Origin of the sequence: Microcystis sp. M53602_WE12, assembly GCF_030065455.1 — a bacterium.
Lineage (GTDB): Bacteria > Cyanobacteriota > Cyanobacteriia > Cyanobacteriales > Microcystaceae > Microcystis > Microcystis aeruginosa.
In genome coordinates this window covers 1-2,176 of sequence record NZ_JASJFB010000448.1, presented here as the reverse complement: position 1 = coordinate 2,176, position 2,176 = coordinate 1, and the positions used below count along the sequence as shown (strand labels likewise).

The window sequence follows — 2,176 nt, the reverse complement described above, 5'->3', positions numbered from 1 at the left end:
GAGAACTTTTCTGACTTTTCTTCAGCTATTTATGAATGTCTGAATGATGCCCATCTGAAACATAAAAAAGAACTGGATTCCTTGCTGACTCTACGATTTCAGAAGTTTAATAAATCTCAGATTATGAACGTCTAAAGTATATACCACCCACTCCAGGCGAACCATTGAGATCAAGAGAGCGCTCGCCATCTGCATCTACCCAATAAGCTACATAGTCAATTTGATCCCTCGTAACAGTCCATCCTGTGATTGCGGTAGAACCAGGGGCAAGTGGTAAATAAGGATCAGGATCTGGGCCAATTTCAAAACTACCATTAGTGATTAGATTGACTTGAAAATTAGGATCGTAAATAGCATAAAGTCCCTGTCCATCATTAGCAACAATAATCTTGCCAGATTTAAGCAATTTATTCTGTTCAACTGTAATTACTTCCCCATTTAAATTAATTATCTTTGAATCATCCTCAGCTTTCAATACCTCCAAGGTTGCCACATCCAGACTATTTCCCTGCACCAACTCCGCAAAAATTGCCCCTCATCTCCCGCGCTATCCACCTGATTAATTTGAGCATCCACATAATGCCCAATTTCTTCTAAAATTACGTTAATTATCGCTGCTGACGAAGCCGTATTTAAAAAAGATGCTGATAGATAAATCTTATTCTTACTGCTGGAATATGCACCATTCGCCGTCCCTAAAACCTCATCACTGAGTACCTCAATTGGGGGAAGTTGACTAAAATTTCGGCTTTGCCACTGCTGTCGTAATTGCGTCGCCTTAACCACATCATAACTTGTGCCAAAAGCGGTTTCTAAATTCGCCCAAAAACCATCAGATTGAGCAAAATTGAACAAAACATCGTCAACAGCAGGAATAATCGGCAACAGGGTAGAAGTGATGACGGTAACAGCAGAGGTTTATTCCTAACAGTTTTAGCCCAACAAGTGCAAATTTTTCAAGACCCCTGTAACAGAAATTAACATTTATTACAAGAAAACGGGTTTCTAAATAGTTTCTCAAAGAAACCCGTTTTCTCGATAATAGGCTAACTGCTGTTTTATTCACGATAATCCTATTATGCCTAAGATCTACCGTCTTGCCCAAGGTCATTTAAACCTATTGGAAACCTGTCCACCGAGATTTCAAAAAGTCTATCTAGAGGAACTTAACACACCAGCTGACCCTGGGCAATTGCAGCGGCAAGAATGGGGCAGTCAGTTTCACCTATTATTACAGCAGCGGGAATTAGGGCTGCCGATCGCGCCTCTATTACGGGAAAATGAACAGTTAGAACATTGTTTAACGGCCCTATTAAAAGCTGCCCCGGCAATTGCCCAAAATCCGGGAGAAACCAATCGAGAAGCGGAACATTGTCGCAGTTTAACTGTGGGTAATTATTTATTAACGGTTATCTATGATTTAATTTTATTAGAGAGCGATCGAGCGGTAATTTTTGACTGGAAAACCTACTTAAAACCGATCGATGCCGACAAACTAGCCAAAAATTGGCAGACGAGACTTTATCTGTATGTTTTGGGAGAAACTTCTGCTTATCCTCTTGATAGTTTATCGATGACCTATTGGTTTGTGCAGTTACCCCGCAGCCCCGAACAAATTACTTTTAACTATAATCGGAAACTACACCAACGGACAGGGCGAGATTTGCGCCGTTTATTGAAGGATCTCGATCGCTATCTATCGGCATACGAAAATGATTTAGTTGATTTTCCCCATCGTCCCGATTGTCAGCTTCATTGTCCCTATTATCTTAGACAAGAGCGATCGGGCCCAATAGACTTACCCTCGCTCGAGGATATCCCTGAAATCAATCCTTTTGTCTAATTATTGCCAATTTTGTCAGATCAGAATTATAAATTCTCAACTCTGAATTCTGAAGATTATTTTTATTTATTCTCCCTTCTCCCCCACTTCCCACTTCCCACTTCCCCACTTCCTAATTCATACTTTGTGCTTTTTGTCAAAAAAACTTTTTTTTTGCAATAAAACTACACAAAAAAAAGATCATCGTTGTGGGTGAAATTGACTAATTTAGCTGTCTTAACTAGGATCACCTTGTAGGTGTGGCAAGGGTTTCAACCATTGCTGTCCAAAAAAGCACAAAACAACCCACTATGAAATTGTATCAAATCGCTGTAACCATTGTAACATCGTTGT

The 2,176-nt window shown here is 39.9% G+C and carries 1 protein-coding gene and 2 pseudogenes; 2 read left to right on the top strand and 1 reads right to left on the bottom strand.

Features of this window, described 5'->3' with window-relative positions:
* A pseudogene (locus tag PX482_RS14990) lies at positions 1–135 on the top strand (IS630 family transposase); the annotation flags it as partial.
* Between the two features lie 277 nt (positions 136–412).
* On the opposite strand, the pseudogene PX482_RS14985 reads toward PX482_RS14990, so the two are convergent.
* A pseudogene (locus PX482_RS14985) lies at positions 413–900 on the bottom strand (hemolysin); the annotation flags it as partial.
* Positions 901–1,078: 178 nt separating this feature from the next.
* On the opposite strand from PX482_RS14985, the gene PX482_RS14980 reads away from it, so the two are divergent.
* A complete protein-coding gene (locus PX482_RS14980) occupies positions 1,079–1,843 on the top strand; it encodes a PD-(D/E)XK nuclease family protein (RefSeq protein WP_002763028.1) in 765 nt (254 codons plus the stop codon).
* Positions 1,844–2,176 lie beyond the last annotated feature (333 nt).